16 protein-coding genes and 1 pseudogene are annotated in these 22,096 nt (G+C 42.0%); 5 read left to right on the top strand and 12 right to left on the bottom strand.

The window, feature by feature from the left end; translation table 11 throughout:
- The first annotated feature begins 1 nt into the window (after position 1).
- Together V7K35_RS16820 and V7K35_RS16815 are read left to right on the top strand one after the other, a co-directional pair.
- On the top strand, positions 2-892 hold the full coding sequence (locus V7K35_RS16820; RefSeq protein WP_335080373.1) for an Npun_R2821/Npun_R2822 family protein: 891 nt from the start codon (positions 2-4) through the stop codon (positions 890-892).
- Positions 893-907: 15 nt separating this feature from the next.
- Positions 908-1,945 (top strand): Npun_R2821/Npun_R2822 family protein, encoded by a 1,038-nt coding sequence (locus V7K35_RS16815; RefSeq protein ID WP_335080372.1) that lies wholly within the window; start codon positions 908-910, stop codon positions 1,943-1,945.
- Positions 1,946-2,012: 67 nt separating this feature from the next.
- Here V7K35_RS16815 and V7K35_RS16810 read toward each other — a convergent pair whose 3' ends face one another.
- From V7K35_RS16810 to V7K35_RS16800, 3 genes are all read right to left on the bottom strand, one after another.
- Positions 2,013-2,387 carry a hypothetical protein gene (locus V7K35_RS16810; protein WP_334721986.1) on the bottom strand — a complete coding sequence of 125 codons (375 nt, stop codon included), beginning with the start codon at positions 2,385-2,387 and terminating at the stop codon, positions 2,013-2,015.
- A 29-nt stretch (positions 2,388-2,416) separates the two neighbouring features.
- On the bottom strand, positions 2,417-4,141 hold the full coding sequence (locus V7K35_RS16805) for an ABC1 kinase family protein (RefSeq protein WP_335080429.1): 1,725 nt from the start codon (positions 4,139-4,141) through the stop codon (positions 2,417-2,419).
- Between the two features lie 1,056 nt (positions 4,142-5,197).
- Positions 5,198-7,846 carry a M1 family metallopeptidase gene (locus V7K35_RS16800; protein ID WP_335080371.1) on the bottom strand — a complete coding sequence of 883 codons (2,649 nt, stop codon included), beginning with the start codon at positions 7,844-7,846 and terminating at the stop codon, positions 5,198-5,200.
- Positions 7,847-8,380: 534 nt separating this feature from the next.
- Here V7K35_RS16800 and V7K35_RS16795 point away from each other — a divergent pair.
- The gene (locus V7K35_RS16795; RefSeq protein ID WP_335080370.1) at positions 8,381-10,060 is read left to right on the top strand and encodes a DUF3352 domain-containing protein; all 1,680 of its coding nucleotides are present in this window, start codon (positions 8,381-8,383) and stop codon (positions 10,058-10,060) included.
- A gap of 59 nt (positions 10,061-10,119) precedes the next feature.
- On the opposite strand, the gene mscL is transcribed toward V7K35_RS16795, so the two are convergent.
- Entirely contained in the window at positions 10,120-10,545 is a 426-nt protein-coding gene (gene mscL, locus V7K35_RS16790; protein WP_335080369.1) for a large conductance mechanosensitive channel protein MscL, read from the bottom strand.
- Positions 10,546-10,846: 301 nt separating this feature from the next.
- On the opposite strand from mscL, the gene V7K35_RS16785 reads away from it, so the two are divergent.
- Both V7K35_RS16785 and V7K35_RS16780 read left to right on the top strand, forming a co-directional pair.
- Positions 10,847-11,767: a class I SAM-dependent methyltransferase gene (locus V7K35_RS16785; protein ID WP_335080368.1), complete on the top strand. Its 921-nt coding sequence runs from the start codon at positions 10,847-10,849 to the stop codon at positions 11,765-11,767.
- On the top strand, positions 11,760-12,755 hold the full coding sequence (locus V7K35_RS16780; RefSeq protein WP_335080367.1) for a PrsW family intramembrane metalloprotease: 996 nt from the start codon (positions 11,760-11,762) through the stop codon (positions 12,753-12,755). The genes V7K35_RS16785 and V7K35_RS16780 overlap by 8 nt, the downstream gene beginning before the upstream one ends.
- 227 nt (positions 12,756-12,982) lie before the next feature.
- Here V7K35_RS16780 and V7K35_RS16775 read toward each other — a convergent pair whose 3' ends face one another.
- From V7K35_RS16775 to V7K35_RS16740, 8 genes and pseudogenes are all read right to left on the bottom strand, one after another.
- Positions 12,983-13,855: a 6-carboxytetrahydropterin synthase gene (locus V7K35_RS16775; RefSeq protein WP_335080366.1), complete on the bottom strand. Its 873-nt coding sequence runs from the start codon at positions 13,853-13,855 to the stop codon at positions 12,983-12,985.
- A gap of 585 nt (positions 13,856-14,440) precedes the next feature.
- Positions 14,441-15,370, bottom strand: coding sequence for a LamG-like jellyroll fold domain-containing protein (locus V7K35_RS16770; RefSeq protein WP_335080365.1), 930 nt, complete (start codon positions 15,368-15,370; stop codon positions 14,441-14,443).
- Between the two features lie 279 nt (positions 15,371-15,649).
- On the bottom strand, positions 15,650-16,351 hold the full coding sequence (locus V7K35_RS16765; RefSeq protein ID WP_335080364.1) for a J domain-containing protein: 702 nt from the start codon (positions 16,349-16,351) through the stop codon (positions 15,650-15,652).
- Between the two features lie 15 nt (positions 16,352-16,366).
- Positions 16,367-17,329: a cysteine synthase A gene (gene cysK / locus V7K35_RS16760; protein ID WP_335080363.1), complete on the bottom strand. Its 963-nt coding sequence runs from the start codon at positions 17,327-17,329 to the stop codon at positions 16,367-16,369.
- A 498-nt stretch (positions 17,330-17,827) separates the two neighbouring features.
- Complete coding sequence (locus V7K35_RS16755; RefSeq protein WP_334797678.1) at positions 17,828-18,265, bottom strand: RrF2 family transcriptional regulator; 438 nt, start codon at positions 18,263-18,265, stop codon at positions 17,828-17,830.
- 330 nt (positions 18,266-18,595) lie between these two features.
- A complete protein-coding gene (locus V7K35_RS16750; protein ID WP_335080362.1) occupies positions 18,596-20,317 on the bottom strand; it encodes an iron uptake porin in 1,722 nt (573 codons plus the stop codon).
- Positions 20,318-20,923: 606 nt separating this feature from the next.
- Complete coding sequence (locus V7K35_RS16745; RefSeq protein WP_335080361.1) at positions 20,924-21,205, bottom strand: 4a-hydroxytetrahydrobiopterin dehydratase; 282 nt, start codon at positions 21,203-21,205, stop codon at positions 20,924-20,926.
- A gap of 768 nt (positions 21,206-21,973) precedes the next feature.
- Positions 21,974-22,096: pseudogene (locus V7K35_RS16740) on the bottom strand (photosystem II D2 protein (photosystem q(a) protein)); the annotation flags it as partial.

Raw genomic sequence — 22,096 nt, 5'->3', positions numbered from 1 at the left:
TATGAGTAGGGGAATTTATATTGTTGCCAATGATCGTGTTATCGATAATGCTATTGCCTTACTCAATAGCATTCGTTACTATGACCCAGAAGTAACCATTTATCTCATACCTTTTAATGAAAATTATCACAAGGTAGCAGAACAGCTTGCTACCTTACACAACGTCCAAACTTTCCCAGATTTAGAACTTATTGACAAATTTACCAAACGCATTGGAGAAATTTTTGATCGAGATTTTCTTGCCTTACCCAACAAAATGCGTAAACTGGTGGTATGGTTTGGTCCTTTAGATGAATTTATTTATATAGATACGGATATTGTCGTTTTTGAAAAAATCGCCGACAATTTAGACAAACTTTCAGAAGTCGATTTCTTCTGTTGTGATTACCATCATGCCAATGACAAGCTGCGAAATATCTTTGACCCATTTGTGAAAGAACAGCAAATTTTTTCCGATGCCCAACTTGAAGATGTTTTTAACAGTGGCTTTTGGGCTTCAAGAAAAGGAATTATTAGCGAACAACAGATGGATGAAGCTTTGCGCGAGTGTGCAGTGCATCGCGAATATTTTGATTTTTCTGAAGGAGTTACAGACCAACCTATTCTGAATTATCTTGTGCTCAAGCTGATTGCCAAGCGTGGTAATCTCGTTAAAATTCCTGGGGGAGGGCCTGGTAGTTGGGCAGGTTCGCAAAATTTCCAGCAGCAAGAATACGCCCTCTATGACCGAGGACAACGACTAAAATATCTTCATTGGGCTGGTACGCAAATTAAAACTGGTAGTCCCTATTGGCAATTGTGGGAACACTATCGCTATCTCCATGAGGGCAAATTCGCCTTCATCCCCAAACTGACTCGCCGTTTATTTCCCTTTGTTGCTGCCCGCACTTAATATTAGGAGTATCCAATGATTGATGGCATTTATATCCTCGCAAATGATGTTGTCTATGACCAATTAGTTGCGTTGCTCAACAGTATAGAAGTTAATGCTGGCAGGAAAATTCCTATTTGTATACTTCCATATAATCAGCGATTAGACAAAGTTAAGGTAGAGATTGCATCTAGAGATAATATTACCTTATTTGAAAATTATGATTCCATAGCTTATTGGGATAACTTTGCTATCCAGATATGGAAAAATTATCCTAGAGCACAAAAAACTTGGCGAGAATGGGGCTTCCCGGAACTCTATGAGTTACCAATGCACCGCAAATTTTGTGCTGTGGATGGCCCCTTTGATAAATTTATTTATTTTGATGCAGATACTTTATTAATGGGACCCGTAGATGATGTTTATGAAAAATTAGATATCTATGATTGGGTAGTTAATGATTTTCAGTATAAGTCTGATTTAAAATTTATTTTTGATGGTTCGCCAGAGCAGATGCAGGAAGTTTTCAACTCAGAGAACTTGCAATCTAAAGTGTTTTGCGCTGGTTGGTTTGCCAGTAAAAAAAATATTTTTTCTACAGCTATAAGAGCCGACTTACTCAACAAATTAACATCAGGTGAGGCAGATGTTATGGCTTTTTTAGCGCCTGATCAATCTTTATTTAACTACATGGTGTTGAGAAGCGGAATTTCGTATTATAACTTTGCTTTTCATGATTGCGAACAGGCAACGGGTAACCACTGGAGTTCTCAATTTGATGTGGTAAATAACGTCCTTTACGATCAAGGGCGGAAGTTGACATACTTACACTATATGAGTATATCTTCTTCAGCTTTTGTGCGGCTTTGTGGGGGTGAAGATGTTGATATTCCTTACCGCGATGTTTTCTTATATTATCGGTATTTAAAATCGCCTGAACAACGTCCTCAAACCTTTACGCGTCCAAGCCAGCTACTGCTTCTACAAAAGTCTACTAGTAGTTTCATTCAGCAAAGAGTCAATAACATTAAGTTAAAGTATCGTAACCTCAAAGATAGAATTAATGGCTACTAATAATATAGCAAAGCTGTCCCAGTGAAATATTAAAAACTTCAGGTTTCAAAATGGATGAGGTTTAAATCTATGACATAGAATCTAAATCTAGAGATCGCATACCTTCGCGTTCTATAAAGGTCATCATACTTCCCAACTGCAACCAAATTAATAAACAAGTAAACAGACTAATTGGTAGACCAACTCCTAAAGCCAAGGAGGAGGGAAAGCCAAATATTTCTAAGCCTGAAGACAGAAATAGACAAGTACCGGCAGTTATGCCGATAAATGGCACAAATAATTGTTTCAGTGAAGAACGAGGTTTAGTATTTTCTGTACGTTCGCTTGGCCATTTCTGCACAATTACTTTCAAAGTGCCAGATAATGCCAAACCAGATGTTAATGCTGTTAGAAAACCAACAAGTAACAGAAAATAAGGCGGTTGCACAGGAAAATAGTACATGAAAACTCCTAATTTATATTAAAAAATTTTTATTTTTTGTTTGTTGACTGGTTTCCAGCAAAAGACCCAAGGAATGTAGCTTTTGGGAGGATTGCAGCTGCACCTTCTCTGGATAAGTCTGTTAAAATACTGATCGCTATATTTAGTAAACGATCCGGTTTTAAGTCATCTTTAACCAGGTTCCACAGGCGTTGGACATCTTCGGTGTGGAGGCGGTCATCTTCGGTAAGAGCAAGTACTAGTTGTCGCCGCAGAAACTTGCCTTCTTGGGACATTAAATATTGGAACCCCATCTGGGCTGTGGGCAATACATCAAAGTTGTTATCACTACGAGCGATCGCAATTAAATTTTCTAACCGCTGCCACTGGAATTTACCATCTTTGAATAACACATTCAATAATCGTCGCCGTAATTCCGGCGATTCCCCCGTCAGCAACCGCCGTGCTATATAGGGATAACCTACTTCAACAATTTTAAAATTCGGGTTAAGGCTAAGGGCAATACCTTCTTGAGTCACTAGGGAACGAATAATCAAAGCAAACTTCGCCGGGACTCGGAAAGGATATTCGTACATCAGTTCCGAGAATTCATCGGTAATAGTTTTGAAGTTAAAATCCTTGACATTTTTGCCAATAGCGTTTCCCAGCACCGCTTCTAATGCTGGCACAATCGGGCAAATATTCGTGTCTGGAGTCAGAAATCCTAATTTTACAAAATCTTCCGCTAAGTCGGTATAGTCTTTATTTACCAAATGCACTAGCGCATCTACCAGTGCTTCTTTGGTGGTTTCCTCCAACTGATCCATCATCCCGAAGTCAATATAAGCCATACGACCATCAGACACAGCAAATAAATTGCCGGGATGGGGGTCAGCATGGAAGAAACCATGTTCTAAAAGCTGTTGCAATCCTGAGGTAACGCCAATTTGGATGATCGCCTCTGGGTCTAAACCTGCTTCCCGGATGCGTTTAGTGTCCGTCAGCTTGAAGCCATCAATCCATTCCAGCGTTAAAACGTGGGTACTGGTATAACGCCAGTAAATGCCTGGGACTTTAACCTCCGGGTCGTTGCGGAAGTTACTAGCAAAGTGTTCGGCATTGCGGCCTTCATTTATATAGTCGATTTCTTCAAATAACTTTATGCCAAACTCGTCCACAATTAAACTTAGGTCGTGACCGAGATTGAGAGGCAACCAAGGAGCTATCCAACTCGCCGCCCACCGCAATAGATAGAGGTCGCGGGTGAGAATCGGGCGTAAGTTGGGGCGTTGCACCTTAACTGCGACTTCTTCGCCGCTGATCAGACGACCACGGTATACTTGACCCAAGCTAGCAGCAGCTACCGGGTTAGGTGACAGTTCACTAAAGCTTTCATGGATTGGACGGTCTAGCTCAGTTTCGATAATCTGGTAAGCGATCGCATTATCGAAAGGTGGTAACTGGTCTTGTAACTTGATCAGTTCTTCTAAGAAATCTTTGCGTATTAGGTCAGGCCTGGTAGAGAGGGCTTGACCAACTTTAATAAAAGTCGGACCGAGCCTGGTCAGCAGTTCTCGCAACTGGATAGCTCGTTTACCTTTATTCTGCTCAACTTTATCTTGCCATTCGTCCCACTTGAGATTGAGTAGAAATCCTGCAAAAGAGGAGATAATTCTCAGCAGTCGCCCCCAGGCAAGCCAGGGACGGTAACTATAGTAGCGAGCGATCGCATCTGGATTATAGAGTTTTAGCTGAGTAGGTTGATACTGACCCACGCCTTTTTTTGCCTCTTCCACTGAAAAATTTACAATGATGGTTTTTCTGCTGACCCACAAGTTAGTTGCAAGTTCAGGATTGCAGTAGTCTTTTATCTAAAACAACTAAAACTTTATCCTTTGGGGATATTGTTCGAGGCGATTTTAGCCTATATTACTGCCTAGATTTCTTTATCTTTTTCTTAATTATACTTTATAAAACTACAACTACTTATCTAAGTTTCAGATGATTTTATCTTTTTTTAACCATTGTTTATAAAAATATAAATATTTACCTATGTTTGATGTATAAAAATTTAAATAAACTGCGATAGTTAAGTAACTTTATTTACTAATAATAATATTGAGCAGTAGTACTATTACTGTCTTGGATTTAATCATTTTAAAATTCAGATTGTCTTAGCGACCCATTTAGCTTTGCCTGAATACTCCTGCGATCATGGTCTTCTAAGACACTCGTCCATAATGAAGTTGATAAAATAGCACCACAAGTGACTGCTGTAACTATAATTACAGCCCATTCAGAAGTTATTCCTAACAGAAACAGACTTTTATTGACTAACCAGGACAAGCCCAAGCAGTATATTACTGCAATTTAGACATGTTATATCCTCACCGTATATTAGTTTCAACGAAGCCAAAACGCGCATAGAACGAGTGTAAGTCAGGTGATTTATTTCATACCAATTCTGTATGAATATGCGCCAAACTATATGACGAACCGCATTCGCGCAGCGTCTCGTAGAGAAGAACGCAAACAAATAAGAAGCCAAGTTTTCTTGGCGTAGCCTCACAAAGAAATAGTATCAGGACTTACGCACAGGTAACGGAAAATCGAACCACAGAGGACACGAAGGAATAAGAGTTTAAGAAGTTTTTTGCGTAAGTCCTGTATCTGTTCCGTTTCTTGCAGGACAAAATGTATAGTTAGGTGGATGAATCAACCCGCGACTCATAACATAATTATCATTTAGGACTGCTATAAATTTGATAATTAATAGTGGTTTTGCCACAATTAACAATTATCAATAAGCTCCTTTTAATTATCATGTAGTACTATTTAGATTTAGATTTAGCCTCCAAGTTTTCTAAACGGCTTCTTAATTCCTGGTTTTGTTGTTTGAGTTGGTCGAAATCTTCACGCAATTGACGCAGGGTTTTTTCTGAACCAATATTATTTTGCACCTTAGAAATTTCTTCTTCAGCATAACGAAGTACACGCCCATCGACTGCTTGTTCAGCTAGCGATCGCAAAATCTTGACTGCTTTGGGTGTTTCCATTTGTCCTAATGCTGCTGCTACCGCCACTTGCGTTAAAAAGAAGGTTTCTTTGGCTAGTTCTGTTAATTTTTCTAAAATTCGTTCCAAATTAACCGGATTCTGACCTCCAGAAATCTTTCCTAAAGCGCGAATTGTGGCTAAACGTAGAGGTTGTGGTACACCAAGCTTGGTGTATTCGATTAGTAGATTTAAGGCTGTTTCCGAAGTTTTGAATTCAGCTAAACCAGCAACTGCACCACTCCGCACGACTTCATTCCAACCTGCTTTCTCTTCTAAAACGCCTTTCAGCAGCTTTAATACCTTGTCTTCCTTGGGTTTCTCTTCCAAATTTGCAGATGCGATCGCCCCGATCACACGAGAGGCTGTTGCTTCCACGTAGTAGCTGGGATCGCCCTTTTGCAAAAAGCTTCTCACAACTTTATAGCTTTCAGCAGTTTTGATTTGAGCAAGTGCTTCCACTACAGATCGTCGCACGAAAGCATTTTTATCTTTTAATCCAAGAACTAAGCCATCAAAGGCTTGGTCTAAATTAATTTGGGCTAGTTGTTTAGCCACTTCCACACGCACACCCCACAAGGGGTCATTTTTTAGCGCCGCAGATAGTGCAATGGTAGCTTCTAATCCCCCTTTTTTCGCCAAAGCTTCTGCTGCATAGATGCGCGAAATCGGGTTGGGGTCAGATTCTAACTGGGCTTTTAACTCTGGTATTGGATACTCCAAAGCTACTGTTTTCAGGTAATTATTCCCAACATCAAAGCTGATAAATTGGGGCTTATTTTCTAGGGGGAAGTAGAAGCTTTGTTCACGTTCATTTACTCGTACTACAAAAGTTTTGAGTTGTGAGTTATGAGTTTGGAGTTGGAAATTATTTTTAACTTTTAACTCCCCACTTCTCACTTCTTCTTGTAGCGGATAGCCAAAACCAATAGGGATTTTTAAATCAAACAAATCCTTACTGCCATTTTTACCTTCAGCAGCTTGGGTTTGAGTTACCGTAATTTTTGCTAAACTAGCATCTCCATCCCAAGAGTAAACTACTTTAAAATCAGGATGACCACCACGATAAACGTATTGGTCAAAGAGGAACAAAAGATTACGTCCGGTTGCCTTTTCAATCGCCCTGAGTAAGTCTACTGTTTCTACGGTTTTATGAGCATTATCTTGGACAAATGTTTGAATTGCCTGCCAAAACAACTCATCACCCAATTGGGCCCGAATCATGTGATAAACACAAGAGCCTTTTTCGTAGATGTGGCGATCGTAAAGTTCAATAGCTTCTCGGTAAACGTGCGTTACCATTGGACGGCGATAACGGCTGCTATCTTCACTTAAGTAACGACGAGCTTCCAATAAACGATAGTAAGCTGCTTCTTCTAGACTATATTCCTGTTCTGTCCACATCACCTCAGAGTAAGAAGCCATCCCTTCTTTAATCCAAGCATGAGACCAATGCTTAATCACCACCAAATCGCCAAACCACTGGTGTGCGAGTTCGTGAACGACTAAAGCTTCAGTGTTGCGGTTATCTAAGGCAGCGCGTTCATCCAGTAAACATCTGTCTGTTAACAGTGTTGTGGAGGTATTTTCCATACCGCCAAAGATGAAGTCATCAACGCAAACTTGGGCGTATTTTGGAAAAGGATATGGATAACCATACTTTTGGCTCAAGAATTCGATCATCCGGGGAGTTTTGCCCATGCTGCGTTTAGCATCTTCCTCCCGTCCCTTTTCTACGTAGTAGGTAACTGGTTTACCATTCCACTCATCCTGAATTTCGGCAAAGTCACCTATTGCCAAAGTCATCAAGTAGGTAGGATGAACTTGTTGCTGTGACCAATGATAGATTTTGTAATCACCATCTTCTGTGGTGTTAATTAATTCGCCGTTGGAAATCGCCACGAGAGGATTGGGAACACGGACACGAATTTCCGAAGTAGACAGTTGTCCTGGATAGTCAAAGCAGGGGAACCAAAAGCGAGAGTCTTCGTCTTCTCCCTGAGTCCAAACTTGGGTGGGCTTGTTTGGGTAGTGTTTGTCTGGTTGAATAAAGTAAATACCGCGTTGCGGTTTTGCCACCGAGTAGGCGATCGCAATCAGTAAGCGTTTAGCAATCTGGGTCGCCTCAGAAAGTTGGATGGAAAGTTGTTCCCCATCGTAGTCAAAATTTTGTGGCACCTTGTCCACCTGCACAGACTCGATATTCAGGTTGACAGCATCCAAAGTCAAACGGTCAATACCATTACGGATTGGCAAAAGGCGAATGCTACAACTGCCCTGATAGCTTTGCTTGGGGATATTCAAGCTGAGATCGAGAAAAATATGCTCTACCTGTCCGGGGCGATCGGGGTTGTAGTGTGGTCTTGCTCCCGGTAACTCAAAAGGTTTGTGTGCGTTATTATCTGTATCAAAATAAGACTTCGACATTGATCCTTACTGACCTTGTAATCCTGAAAAGTCTGCCTTGGCTGGATGTAATTAAGCAAAAAGCGGTGTCTGTATTTCCTAAATCAATTGAGGACTCCCCTTTGCGATTGGGGAATTGAAATTAATCTCACCCGAATTTCCGAACGTCGGCTGCCGATCCTTGAACTTTTTTCCATATCCCTCCCGCATCTACTTTTCCTGATGTTTTGCACTTTTTTGTCATCAAGTTAAGAGTCTCTGACACCTTGATAGATTCTCATTAAGTACAAATACTCCTAATTATTCTTATAACTTAGGATAGCTTGCCTCTGTTGAACAGGCTATTTTGTTTGAAATGAACAGCATATCATTTGCGGATTCGCTCTTCATCCCATTGAAGTATTTCTGAGAGTAATTTTAGACCGCTAACTTCTAGAAGTACTAATTTTATCAGTAAATACCGATCAATGAGCGGAAATTATTAATAAATCCGAAAACTCTACAATGACACTTGTATAAATCTCGGTGACAATCTGAGCAAAAGAGGATAACAAAATGCCCGAAAGTAAATCAAAGCTTTTCATTCCTGCTATAGGCGCTGCTGTAGTTGTAGCAGGAAGTATAGCGGCTTATACGTATTTTAAAAGTCCATCAGGAGGTAGCTCAGACGCTCTAGGCAGTGCTAAAGTAGTACCTTCAACAGCATTGATGGCAACTTATATTACTACTGACTCTCAAGGTTGGGCAAAGTTACAGCAGTTTGGCACTCCAGAAGCACAAAAGTTAGTGGCAAAAAGTCTGGAAGATTTCAATAAGCAAATATTCAGTGGCAGTAACGTTTCTTATGAAAAAGACATAAAGCCTTGGGCTGGTAGTGTAATGATTGCTGTACTGCCACCAAATCCTGTGAAATCGGCACAGCTAAACGTGCCCTCTGGGGCACCTAATGTACCAACAAATTTACAGCAGGAACCAAATATACTGATGGTGGTGGGAATCAAGGATAAACTCAGTGCCTTGAATTTTGCTAATAAATTGAAGTCAGAAAAAGGGGTAAAATTCCAGGAATCTGACTACCAAGGTCAAAAAATTATCGAAACTAGAGAAAATGGCAAGCCGATATATAGCGTAGTTTTAAATAATAGTCACTTGGTATTAGCCCCCCAAAAGCAAGCTGTAGAAAAAGCAATTGACACCTCTAAGGGACAGTCTTCTTTTGCCAGTAAAGAAGGTGCCAGCACCATTCTCAACAAAGGAGTGGATGTAAAAAATAGCCTCGCCCAAATTTATGTACCAGACTATGCAGGGATGGTACAGCAATTAGCAGCCGCAAGTCCCCAGGCAAAGCAGTTACCTCCACAAGCCTTGGCGCAACTGAAGCAGATAAAATCTGTGGTGGCGGGTGTTGGTGTTGATGATGCGGGAGTGCGGGTAAAAGCGATCGCTAATTTAGATCCACAATTAAATAAATTTCAGTATCAATCAAGTCCGGGAAATATAGTGGGGCAATTTCCTGCTGATACCTTTGCTCTGGTTAGCGGAAACGGCATCAGCCGTAGCTGGGAAACGCTAGTAGAACAGTCAAAAGATTATCCAGAAATGAAGCAAGCTTTGGAACAAGTGCGAGGACAACTTAAGTTTGTCAATATAGATTTGGATAAGGATATTTTTGGTTGGATGAATGGAGAATTCGCCTTTGGTGCGATTCCATCTAATCAAGGGGTGTTAGCAACTGTTGGTTTTGGAGGTGCTTTAGTATTTGACACTAGCGATCGCAAAACTGCTGAAGCCACCTTGACGAAGTTGGATACCCTTGCCAAAACCCAACAAATCAACGTCGCCAACAGAAATATCGGTGGTAAAGACGTAACTGAATGGCAAATTCCCCGACAGGGAGCTTTATTGGCACATGGTTGGCTGGATCAAGATACTGTATTTGTAGCTCTTGGTGGCCCAATTGCTGACGCAGTTGCCGATCGCAAGAATCCATCTCTCGACAATGGCGATGTCTTCAAAGCCGTTACTGGTTCTTTGCAAAGACCCAACGGTGGCTATTTATACTTAGATATGGATAAAACTAAAACTGTGCCCCTAATCAATAGTTTTGTATCGTCTAATGCCGATACCATCACCATGCTGAATTCGATTCGTGGTATTGGTTTTACCGCTATTAGTCCTGATAAATCTACTAGTGAATTAGAAATGTTGTTAGCTCTCAAGCCTACTGCAAAGTAGGGCTTTGGGCATGGGGCATTGGGTATTGATTATTCTCCTCTGCTCCCTCCAATCCCCACTTACAAAAGATTATTCCGAGTTTCCAAGGTTTGGTTGAGTCTATCCAACGCGCCAGTCAATCTTTCTTGGGCTACAAGGTTAGGATCTGGCAAGGGTTCATCGGCGACTTCTTCTTTTCTCTTGAATTTTCGTAAGGCTCGAATTGCTACAAATAAAACTAAGGCAATGATTACAAAGTCAACTATTGCGCCAATAAAGTGACCAATCTTGATTCCCGGGCCAATGGCGATTGTTCTCCAGTCTTTGCCACCAAAACTAACCAAGGGATTAATCAATGGCATGATTACATCTTCAACAAAGGAAGTGACAATCTTACCAAAAGCACCACCAATGATGACGGCGATCGCCAAGTCAACTACATTGCCTTTAAGAGCAAAATCTTGAAAATCTTTTAAAAAGCCACTTGCTCTTCTTGCTCTGGCCATATTTGACTCCAATAAGCTTAACTTACTGTTATAAATAGCACTCAGCTTTTTGCTATCCCTGTTGAGACAAATGTTGCTAAGTATCAAAATTTTACCAGTCTTGAATAAAATTCCAAAATGTAAACCAGCATAATTCTCATTTTCTCAGAACTTTACTGCTCTCCAAATGTCAACCTTCTATAATATTTGTTGCTTGGGCAAGCCAAAGGAGGCAGACTGCCGTTATACAATTCAATTCATTTCTAGACTGCCGTCCAGTAAGTATGTCATAAGTAAAAAGCTGTTGAATGCGAATTAATTTATGACCGCTGCTGTAAATACTACTCCTGGCTTCGCTTCCCGCTTGGTAAATGGGGTACTGGCAATCAAGCCTTTAGCTAACCTAGCCAAGCATCAAGCTAGACAAATGATGATTAAACGTGCCGAAAGAATTGGCGTGCCTTGGACGCAAGAAGTTGAGACACTACAGGCGCGTGATTGGAAGGCTGATCTAGCTCAAGTAGAAAATCCTCAGCTTTCCTACCCAGAATACTACTTGCGACCATTCCATGCCTACGAAGGTGGAGACCTCAGTTGGAAAGCCGCTTGGGAGCTAGAAGTTGCTGCTCGTACTGTCCATGCCGGAATTTGGCAAGATGCTGGAGCCGAAGGAGATGCTAAACTGCGTCAAAGTTACCACGATATCCTCAAAGCCCAAATCCCCAATCAACCCCAAGACATCCTAGACTTGGCGTGTGCTGTAGGTTTGAGTACCTTTGCCATGCAAGAAATTTATCCCCATGCCAAAATCACAGGCTTGGACTTATCTCCCTACTTCTTAGCCGTTGCCAATTACCGCGCTGGGCAACGTCAAGCTAAAATTAATTGGCTTCATGCCCAAGCTGAATCTACTGGGCTACCAGATGCCTCATTTGATTTAGTCTCAATTTTCCTGATGTGCCACGAATTACCCCAGTCAGCAACCCGACAAATTTTTGCTGAAATGCGGCGCGTGTTGCGTCCAGGTGGCTACTTAGCAATCATGGACATGAATCCCAAATCTGAAGTTTACCAGAAAATGCCAGCCTACATTTTGACGTTGCTCAAAAGTACTGAACCGTATTTAGATGAATATTTTGCTTTGGATATTGAGCAAGCTATTGTTGAGGCGGGTTTCCAAACTCCCACTATCACCAACAATACCCACCGTCACCGTACAGCGATCGCTCAGGTGAGTGGTTGATTTTTCTCTACTGGTGTGGGCAGCAATACCACCCTTGCTGCTGCTAGGCTACTACTATTGTCGGGTGCCATTTGCCCCACCTCTATCATGGTTGCTGATATTCTTTATGATTGGGGCAATATCTGGTATCTTAGCCCTTAGCCTCGAATGGATTTTTGAAACTGTAGTCAACTCTTTTGTAAACTGGCAGCAGATCAAGGGATGTCTGCCGACAAGCCGCTGTGCGTCTACGCTTTTTGGTGTAGCTTTGCGGCAGCTTGTGGAAGTAGGCCCAATTGAAGAAGGCTGTAAGTTGGTGGCGGTTGTTGTTCCAACCGGCTATCTGCAACGCAGGTATCGATTACTTCACTCTACCGTTTTCCTCTTCACTGTAGCCGTTGCCCTTGGATTCACTGCCGAAGAGAACTGGATTTACCTTTTTCACGGTACCGGATCAATTCTTGACCGGATTATCGGCACGCCAGTCCACGCCATGTTCTCTGCACCTTGGGGATATGCCTTAGGAATTTATATTTCCTCCAACACTCGGTTAAATCGAGACAAGAAGTTCATTTTTCGGGCTTGGCTAAATTCTGTAATCTGTCATGCCCTAGTTAATGTCCTATCTAGTGCTTGGCGTTACTCACTACCCCTGCGTTTCCTTAGCTACGGTTTATTTCCGTTTTTGTTATGGATGTTTTGGCGACTGGAACAATTACTGCGAAAAGTGCAAGGCAAACCCGCCATTACCCTGATCTCAGACCGTACACCCCAGCGCCGTTACTGGCAGAGGAGTTTAGTGCTGTTTGCCCTCGTGCTGGGTGGAAATGCTATTTTTGGGCTGTTTCTCTTAGCCAGGACTCTTAGTCCGTTGAGTCCGTCGAAGCTTTTTGATACTGATATTTTGTGGTTTATATTTACTCGCTTTTTACTAAATCTCTTTTTCGGAGTTTTAGCCTGGGGCATTTATCGCTATTTGCGACATTCCGCCCGTCGTCGGTATTTTTAAAATATGATTTAGGAAAATGCTAGGGGGTTTGTATGCAAACAACTCCAGTGCATTGGACAACTGCTGATTTAGAGCTATTTGCTAGCGATTCTCGTTCCGAGACACTTCGTGAACGCAGAAATGTTTAGTAAGTAAACTGTTCTAATTTTAGATTCTTTTCGTTTATAGGGCATTAGGCATGAAGATGATATAAACTCCCTATGTCCTATGCCTGGATTTTCAATTAGCTAAACTTGTGCTAATACTGGCTGATTCACGGCTGCGCTAACTGAATCTAATTCTGACTCTGTACAGTAGATTTCGCAGGAGTTATTGGGACTTTCAATCAGTTTAAGTTTGTAAAGTTTAGCTCCCAATTCCTGAATAGGCGATCGCAATAAATTACTAATGTAAAGTGCGATATTCTCAGCAGTGGGCACAACTTCAGCAAAATAAGGAATGTCTTTATTTAAAAATGTGTGATCGAATGGCTCGACCACATAATCTTTTATTACTTGGTTCAATGCCCCTAAATCGACAATCATGCCGGTGCGTGGGTCAATTTCCCCTTTGACAGTAACTTCTAAATGATAGTTGTGTCCGTGACCGTGGGGACGGGCGCACTTACCATAAACAAGCGTGTTTTCTTCGTTACTGAGGTTAGGGTGAGCTAGCCGATGGGCGGCGCTAAAGTGAGTACTGATGGTGAGGTAGGCTTCCATTACGTTTCCCATATAATCTGCCCAAAGTTCAGGATGTTCAAACAACTGCACACGAACTAAAGGTAAGTGGGGTGCTAGTCGCTGCCAAATAATCCGTGCAATATTCTCAGTGGTGGGCAGAGTTTGTTGAAATTCTACCCACACATCGTTGAGATAAGAGAAGTCCAATTGGCTAGTAACTTCCTGTTTGATTACGTGTTTGACATTAGACAAGTTTAGTACCATGCCATATTCATTTAATTCCCCGCCAAGGGAGATAAATAAGACATAGTTATGTCCGTGTCCAGGAAATCTAGAACAAGCACCAAATTTCTTAATATTTTCGGCTTCACTCAGTTCTGGCAACCAATAACGATGACTTGCCGAAAACTGGGCGCGGCGATTAACAATACATTGCATGAGTATATTTGGAAATAAAACTTCAAAATTCTTAATTTTTTACCACTTCCAGCATAAACTAATTTCTTTGTCATTTACCATTTCTAAATAACTATACTTTTGCAGTTTTTCCACTTCTGCGACAAGTAATAATACTTATGATCTGATCTGACTTTTCACGGGATGTGGAAAAGGTCATTTTGAGTGTTTCACAAGCCTTGATTTTTGCGTTAGCTATTTTCATTAACTCAGAGCTATTGAGAATTAGACTGTGGAAAAAGCCACGCTTTTTCAGAGCTTGAGGACTTACCGTGAAAAGTCAGTTTGATTTATGAGTTGTAAAGTCAATTTGGATAGGGAATTTTCGAGATGTGTCTACACCGTAGCCTTCTAGGAGAGAGAAATAGAAGTGAGGTTTTTCAGATCCCGTGAAAAGTCAGATGATCTGAGTTGCAGAACCAACAGGACTTCAAGAAAATAAAACATAGAGTAAACTCCCTCTAATAATGATTATTTTCTCATACGGATGGCGTGAGGAATAGGCAGCTGACGGCTGCCTATTCCTCACGCCATTTTTGATAATGATTATCATGAAAGAAAACTATTTCACCGCAAGTTCATAATTTCAGTTGCACTCAAAGCACGATTATAGATGCGGACTTCATCAACTAGTCCATCGAAACGGTCACCCAATGGTGTCCCTTCAGCATAGTTTTCCGCTGCACCAATAGTTACTGGATTGTTATCTACTAATAGATTGCCAGTAACTGGGTTGGCACCAATTTGAACACCATCAACATAAAGACGGAGCATACTTCCATCGTATGTCCCCACCAGATGTACCCAACGATCAGCAGTTGGTAAACCTTTGTAAACATCACCTTCACCATTAGTGGTGCCTAATTCCCATTTATAGGTAGTTACTCGATTTCGCGTACCAAACCCCAAAAAGAATTGATCGGGATGGACAAGGGTGCGAATCTGTCTATTTACAACAGCCTCAAAACCCACTGGTTTACCATTTGGACGTGCCCAGGCTGAGACAGTGATTTGATTACTCATAGAGTTAAGACTAGCTGAAGCAGGTATACTGGCATAGGAGCTATTCTTTCTACTCACTTGAAGAGCTTGGCCATATAGCCCAACCGTTCTGCTAGAATTAATCAACGATCCCTTATTATTATTGCCAGAGCTGTCTAAAACAGTTTTACCTGTTGCTTCATCAAATTTCCAATAGCCTAGTAATCCAATTGAGCTACCATCTTGCAGCACAGCAATGTTATTTTTGTTAGGATCTATTGCATTCTTAGAAGTATTAAACTTGATTGCCAGACTCTTAGTAATAGGGGTGACAGTCCCGCCATAGCCTAAATTGCCACCACTACTACCCTTAGCACTGACCTTTGCCGGACTATTTTGCAGCACAAAGGTAAATCCATCTCCTCCAAGAGTTCCACCTGTCAATTGAGATTGGAACTGGGTTTGAAAGGAGGTGTTAGTATTGAATGCAATCGGAGTGGTGTAGAAAACAAACATTTACTTTGACGACTCTCGAATAGACTTGTACGAAAATTATCATGACACAAAAGAGGAAGAAATCCCTTGAAACCATCTAAATTCCGCAGGTAGGGGATTAGGGGTATGATTTTTTTAAAGTATCACATCAAAAGCACATTCAATTAGAGTAAGTAGGTCGGTCTAAATAATTATCATTGGGATACTGAATTTTGGGTAAGGCTGGGATTTCTGCAAGGAGCGAGCGCAAAAATCAAAATAACTAATACTCCATGCCCAATGCCGAATGCCCCATATCCATTAACTTACAGACGCTTGCGCTTCACAGTGTAATCCCGTAGCTATGCGAAATAGTTCTTGACCTGTGTGTAAATAACGCTCATCGTAGTTCAAAGGAAAGTAACCTAATTCTTCGAGTCCATCTGCTACTTGATCGAGGCTGTAGTAAAGGTGAGCCGCTGTTCTTGCTAGACTAGGCGGATTCGGCAGGGAACGAAAAGTAATTTGTGCCTGCTTCAAGTCATCTCGACAGGTTTTTAAATATTCCTGAAATTCATCTAACAACTCATCATCAAAAGGATCAGCGGCTAATTGATCCATTTGTTCTTCTAACGAATAGAGAATGTTACAAAGCAAGCGATTGACTGGTTGATAAACTTGGCGCAGCCATTCCTCAACTTGCTCGTCAACATCTCGTCCAGTTTTTCGTCTTGTCTGGTAATGCTGTTGGGCTGATGCTGTCCGCTGTAAGCGATCGCTATTTAATTTTTGAGAGTCATCTTGCAGTTGTTGGTCATAATTGCGGCGATTTTGGTTATCGCCTAAGACCTCATAGGCTGCATTGATGCGGATAATCTGCTCGTTATCGGCTGTTTCCTGATTACTGTCAGGATGAAACAACTTAACCAAGCGACGATAAGCTTGCTTAATCTCCGCAAGGCTTGCACTTGGACTAACTTTGAGAGTTTCGTAATGGTTCGAAACGTGCTTAGAATTGACCATTAATTCAATTTATCGTTAACTGACGCTAGCGGCTAATCTTGCCTCCAGGTCTTGGAACAACGGTGTACTCAAATACCTCTCACCAAAACTGGGCTGAATCATCACAATTAAACGTCCCTTATTTTCTTGACGTTGGGCAACGCGAATTGCTGCACATAAAGCGGCTCCACTGGAAATACTAGATAGTAGCCCTTCTTCTTTTGCCAAACGCCGACTATAAGCGATCGCTTCTTCATCGGTGACGGTAATCACTTCATCAATCAATTTTATCTTTAGCACTTGGGGAATAAACCCAGCGCCAATTCCTTGGATTTTGTGTGGCCCTGGCCGTCCCCCAGATAAAACTGGGCTATTAGCTGGTTCAACTGCGATCGCCTTAGAACTCGGTTTGCGTGCTTTAATCACTTCTGCTACACCACTGATCGTACCACCTGTGCCGACCCCTGCCACGATCATATCTACTTGTCCATCGGTATCTTCCCAGATTTCCTCTGCTGTGGTTTCCCGATGCACTTTTGTATTGGCTGGATTGCGGAACTGCTGCAACATATAGGTATTTGGTGTAGTATTAACCATTTGCTGCGCTCGCCCAATTGCCCCACTCATGCCTTCGGTTCCTGGCGTTAGTTCCAGTTCTGCTCCATAAGCCCGCAACATTGCCCGACGCTCCCCACTCATCGTCTCTGGCATTGTCAAAATTAATCGATAACCCTTGGCTGCTGCTGCCATTGCTAGGGCAATTCCTGTGTTTCCAGAGGTGGGTTCTACCAATACTGTTTTCCCAGGAGTAATCAGCCCCTCTTCCTCGGCGGCGTTAATCATACTCACCCCAATCCGGTCTTTGACTGATGCCGATGGGTTCATACTTTCCAGTTTCACTACAATTTCAGCAACACATCCTTCTGTTTGGGGAATGCGGTTCAACTTCACTAGGGGTGTACGACCAACCAGTTCTGTAATGTTACGAGCTATTCGCATAATTTAGTCCTTAGTTATTAGTTATTACTTATTAAGTTAAGTGGGTATGAATAATTAAAGGTTTGTAGTGAGTTAGCGCCGTCTTCTCCCACAGAGGCTAGCGGCTGCCATAGGATGCCCGAACGCAAGAGCGTCTCCTGTCTTAAGAAGGGCTGTAGGGAGTTTCCCTCATGAACAACTTAGCGCAGCGTAAAGCTTGCGGCATGGCAACTCTTAGAGACGCTTTTGCGTTCGCTTAGAGCGAGTCTTCTCGCAAAGGGAGACGATGCCGCGCAACGAGCGTCACCCGTACCCCTATGGGGATCTTGCTAGTAAGAGCGTCTCTCAAAGGGAGAAGGGGAAGCGGCTCCAGCCCTATTTTCTAGGGAGAGAGCCGCTTACTGCGAGCTAAATTTAATTATATTTACATTGCGTAACATAGTTTTATTTATTCTTGCCTACTTACTTAGTTATTAGTCAAGAGTCAAAAGTCATTTGTTGATGACTAATGACTCTTGACTAAATGTAGTACATGATATCCAACTGCCGCCGGGAATCTCGTTTTTCACAAAGATCCTGGAGCGTATATTTTTGCAACACTGAATTTGCCGCGCGACTCGCTTCTTGCCAAATTTCTTCTATAACCGAACTGTCTAGCGTTTTGAGATTAACGTTTTCTTCACAAGTCCGCACCTCTAGCCCTTCTAAACATTCCAAAATCTCAAAAAGGATGATTTTTCGGGGTTCTCGCGTTAACAGATAGCCACCTTTTGCTCCGCGCTGACTCTTGACTATACCCCCACGCCTCAAGGTTGCTAGTAGCTGTTCCAGATAGCGATCGGGTATATTTTGTTGTGCTGCAATGTGTCGAATTTGCAGCGGTTCGCCGCTTTCATAATGAGCGGCCATCTCTAATAAGGCTAGAATTGCGTATTCCGATTTACATGATAGTTCCACAAGCAGCAATAAGTTAGGGTTAGAAGTTAGGAGTCATTCAATTTGGATTTTAGATTGAAGGAAAAATCCAAAATCCAAAATTCAAAATCTAAAATTGGCAGAGTTAGGATATTAGGCAACATGTAAATGCCAACCTCTATTAGAAAAGTTCGCTCAAAAAAAGTTACTCACACCGTAAGTTAGAACTATTCAATTCTTAACTCACAGCTCTTAACCTTTTTAGTATACTCCGGTTCCCTACAGGGGTTTATTGCTGCTACCGACAACAAAAAGCCCCGCCTGATGGCGGGGATCAATAGAGTTCAAAATTATCAGTGGATAGTCAGCACTCTAGAAGCTGAAAGTTGTTCTGAGTGTACCGATAAACGCATCATCGTTATCGCTGTTTTGACCAGGAGAGGTCAACCAGATTACACCAGGGGTAACTGAGACATTATCCGATACGCGATACTTGTAGAAGCCTTCAAAGTGATAGGGTTTATCATTACCAACAAAACCTGGTCGGTTAAAAGAATAAGGTTCGACACCAGCAAAAAGACCTAAAACGTTACCTTTTTTACCGAAATCAGGCAAGGCTAACCCAACACCATAGCTCCAAGCGTCAAAATCATCATTTGCACCAAAGCCGGTGATATTATGGTAAGAGACGAAGCCACTAATTGACAGTTTGTCGCTGGGCCTAAAGGCAGCCTCCACACCATAAGAATTACTTGAAGATCCATTTGTGGTACTTAGAATGTTAGCTTGTCCAGTACCTACTTGAATGTCTCCAAAAGTTCCATCTGATGTGGAACCTGAGTTGAACAAGAAACCACCTGCGGCATTATATCCGTGAACATAGGTAGCAGCTAAAGCCAAGCGATCGCCAACACTAAAGTTCAACTGTCCTAAAGCAGCATAGTCACCGTTGGCCAGACCTGAACCAAGAACAGGAGTATTAGCTTCTGATGCCAAGTAACCCGCAGTGATTGAGCTATTTCCCAGGATGCCACCACCTTTACCAAGGGGTAGATTGAGCGCTATACCTGCACCGCCACCAATCCGATAGATAGGACTTTCAGAAGCAAAGGTAGACAAAGCACCATTACCGCCGTCAGTAGTATCAAAAAAGTAAGGGTTGTTGACAGCGGCATAATGGCTATGCCGTCCGCCACTAGCTGCAATGTAAACTTGGGCTGGGCCTATGGGAGCTTCATAGGTTAAGCGGTCTATCTTGACACTATTGTTACCAGTGCTACTGACCTCAAACGTTTGTGTGCCTTCAGCAGTGCCGATCGCATTACCAGCGTTATCCCTTAGTGAAAAAGCTTGTGCATTACCAGCAGCGAGACGAGTATGTAAAACGTCTCTACCTGTGAAGCTGGTTTGCAAGTCTAAACGTACCCGATCTTGGAAGACAGTATTGTTGTTGTCACCAGTGTTACCTCCAAAGGCATCACTGACGGCAAAAACGGCTTCACCGACTAATTTTGTGGTAGTGGAGAACTGATTAGCTTCTAATTCAGCAGTTCGCGCTTCTAGAGAATCGACACGACCGCGTAGGGTTGCCAATTCGGCAGAAAATTCTTCTTGCAACCGTTGCAAAGTCGCTAAATCTTGTTTGGTCACCAAGTCAGCTGTTGCTGTGGCAATCAATTCGTTAACCCGATCCAAACAGGCATTCAAACCAGCGGCAAATTCATAACGGGTCAAAGCACGGTTACCGCGATAAGTAGAATTTGGGTAACCTGCAATACAACCATAGCGCTCAACCAAGGACTGCAATGCTTGGAATGCCCAGTCAGTAGGTTGTACGTCGGAAAATTGAGAAACCGACGTTACTTGAGACTGAGCGTTATTTTGGTTGCCTTCATTGCTGTAGCGATTAACTTGATCTATGGTTGTTTGAGCCAATATTTCTGGCTGTTGGGCAACCTCAGTTACACCCAGTTGTTTGGCTGGTGATACTTTAGTGGTTATGGTTGGAGCCGCAATTGCTGTTGTCGAAACTAACAATGTTGCTCCCAAAACTGCTGGGCTAACCACTAAAAATTTCCACAAGAGATTAGACATCTTTTCTTTACTCCTCACACCTTGTTTAGATAATTGTATTCGTTGCACTTAAAATCTCAAAAATGTGACATATCATTGAAACCTGTGCATGAGGCATAGTTGCCACTACTACAATTTTAGTTTTTGCAAAGCTAATAAACGATTAACTTAGGGTTAAAAACTTATGTGATTAACTTATGCAAAAACATATCTTTATATCATAACATTATAAAACATCTGATCTAGATGGCAAGATTGGAGTGATCGGCTTAATAACTGTCACACATACTTATCTAAATATCTAGGCAGGGAGTAGGGTTTAGGGCATTTGCTCCCTAGTTGGCTAAATTGCTCAAAGCTTCAGACACTTAGCAGCTTGTCAGCAAAAAGAACTTCTTGTACTTAGCACTAGTAAAAATAGAACACCAGTTAAAACACATTGGCCTGGCTATACAAACGAAGTTTGCTTGTCTGGTATTATGATCACAAACACTAGCTTAGGAATCAAGGGTTTTGAAACCCGCGCCCTAAGCAAAACCCGTAGTTATACTTTTAAAGCTTGCTAAACGCTGAGTCTCGCGTTGCTGTGACTTCCAGTTTCCTAGTGCAAGATATCAGAAAAATCACTTAGTTGATTTGGGAAATCACCCGCGCTACATCAAAGTCTGTCTGCGTCAGCCCGCCTGCATCATGTGTTGTCAGGGTAATCTTCACTTTGTTGTAGGAAATTTCTATATCTGGATGATGTCCTGCTGACTCAGCCGGTTCCACTAGCTTATTGACAAACTCAATTGCTTGGATAAAATCCTTGAATCTGCGAGTAGTCTGCAATTTGGAGTCTTCAACAGTCCAACCTGACAAAACCTTTGCATTTTCTTGAATTTCCGCCTCAGTGAGTAGTTGTGCCATATCAAAAAATTCCTATACATATTTATTACATCTTGCATCTTATGAAGGCAAACCCCTTTTATTCTCCACACAGAAAGTATGGGAGGATAAACTAGGGCATAATGCGTGCATGTATATTTCAAATCAAACTTAGTAGATAGACACTATTACTCACATCTGGTTCGTTGCCAAGGTTTGAGCCAAAATATTTTTCTTTTTAAGAAAACTTAAACGCCTTGGCTTTGCCCGCCGTAGGTATCGCCATCTAAGTTTTCCAAAGCAACCTTTAATAAAACAAAAATCACCCATAAAAAACTATCCGCTCTGATTCAGATCAGATGATCTAAGTCAGAGCGGTCTAGCGGGTCTTCAGGTTGCAACCAGACTGCCGGAAGGAACTCCGAGCTTGCCTAGCTACTTGAGCTAACTTAGTATCTCAGGATGACTAAGGCTAACTTTTAGAGAACAGCCCCGGCACACAGCCGGCTAACTGCAACCTGATGACCCATGCATTTACTACTTTCTATCATGGGCATCACCTCCTTGTTGCCTAAACGGTCTTAGTCTCAAAAGGGCAGAGCATTTGCTCCGGGTTTATAACCTTCATCTAATATAACACATAAATTTAGAAATATTAACCATATAAAAAAATCCCCCACCAATAAGCGGGAGATGACTGGAGAATGGGGAATATTGACACATTCTTAGGTTATGCCAAGGAGATTATTTAATCTGGGTGGTGTCAATTCTTAGCAACTACAATTTCAGATCATGATCGGCTTTTAATACTTAGAGAGCATTACCGCGAGGTAGAACTTCCTCAGGGAATACAAATTGTTCGTGGGGTTGATCTTGAGGAGCCATCCAAGCGCGGATACCCTCATTCAGCAAAATGTTTTTGGTATAGAAGGT

Source organism: Nostoc sp., assembly GCF_036917275.1.
In the GTDB taxonomy this organism is placed as follows: Bacteria; Cyanobacteriota; Cyanobacteriia; order Cyanobacteriales; family Nostocaceae; genus Nostoc.
Note: the sequence above shows the minus strand (reverse complement) of the source record. Positions and strands in the feature narration are given on the sequence as shown.